Annotated in this window: 2 protein-coding genes; both read right to left on the bottom strand. The window is 72.3% G+C overall.

The annotated features are described in order from the left end of the window. Nucleotides 1-419 (bottom strand): NACHT N-terminal Helical domain 1-containing protein (locus ACZ5CR_RS47420; RefSeq protein ID WP_468870290.1); only part of this gene is annotated, 419 nt, incomplete at its 3' end. 141 nt (nucleotides 420-560) lie between these two features. After that, entirely contained in the window at nucleotides 561-995 is a 435-nt protein-coding gene (locus ACZ5CR_RS47415; protein ID WP_468870288.1) for a PPOX class F420-dependent oxidoreductase, read from the bottom strand. Between the last annotated feature and the right edge of the window lie 37 nt (nucleotides 996-1,032).

Here is a 1,032-nt window from a genome sequence, read left to right as displayed (position 1 = left end):
ACGTGCAGGCACACTGCCACGAGCAGCTCGTCGTGGAACCAGGCGGCGCCGGGCGACAGAGAACGGTCCGCGCCCTGCACGGCGCCGCGCAAGCGCCGCGCGTAGTCCTGCGGGCCCAGGCGCACGGCGTCCACGTCCGTGAGGTCCAGTTCACCGATGGCGAGCAGTGTGCGGGTCAACACCTCGACGACGGCGTTGAGTTCCGTGGCCGGGGCGGAGTGCGCCTCGGCAGCGAGGTGGACGAAGTCCGCGGCGGCGCGGTGGACGTCGTCCGGGGTCGCGGGGGCGTCCGCGCCGCGCCAGGTGGCGAGGGCCGCGATCAGGTCGGGCGCGGTGGGCGGCTGCGCGGGAGGCAGCCGGATGAGCCGTTGTACGAGGGGTGCGGCGAGCGTCGAGGGGATGCGGACAACGGGCTCCATGGACATAGAGGGTCCCTGCGGGTGGGATTTCGTGTGTCGTGAAGTGTCGGTCTGCCGGTCGTGCGTCGTAAAGGGCCAAGCGTAGGTCAACCCTGCCCTGCGGGTGGGGAGATGAGCCCCATCCAGGCCGTGAGGGCGCCGCTACGAGAGCTTGGTGCCGTAGACGTTCTCGACCGTCATGGTGATCAGCATCCGGTGCTCGGACACCATGACCTCGCGGTACTCGTCCCAGTTCGGGTGCTCGCCGGCCGCGGCGCGGTAGTAGTCCACCAGCGCCTGGACCTCGGGCCCCTGCGGGTCGCTCCCGGGCCCGATGAGGGTGGCCGTGCCCTCGGCGGTGGCCCAGGCGTGGCCGTCCGGGCTCGTCACCTCCAGCGAGGCGCGGGGGTCACGCCGCAGGTTCGCGATCTTCGCCGTCCGCGCGGTCGTCGATACGCGGATGAGGCCCGCGGAGCGGTCGTACGAGGGCATGACGGGTGAGAGCTGGGGCCGCCCGTCGGCCTTGATCGTGGCCAGCACGCCGAGGTCGCTCCGGGCGAGCAGGGCGTGGGGGTCGAAGTGCGCGTCAGTCGTCATGTGGGGGCCAACCGGGGTCCGGGGGCGGGGTATTCCG

The organism is Streptomyces sp. NPDC031274 (genome assembly GCF_055570235.1).
This window is presented reverse-complemented; position numbering and strand designations above follow the sequence as displayed.

Bases quoted from the DNA above. Each gene is read 5' to 3' on its own strand.
- ACZ5CR_RS47415 (WP_468870288.1), bottom strand. From the start codon at position 995: ATGACGACTGACGCGCACTTCGACCCCCACGCCCTGCTCGCCCGGAGC.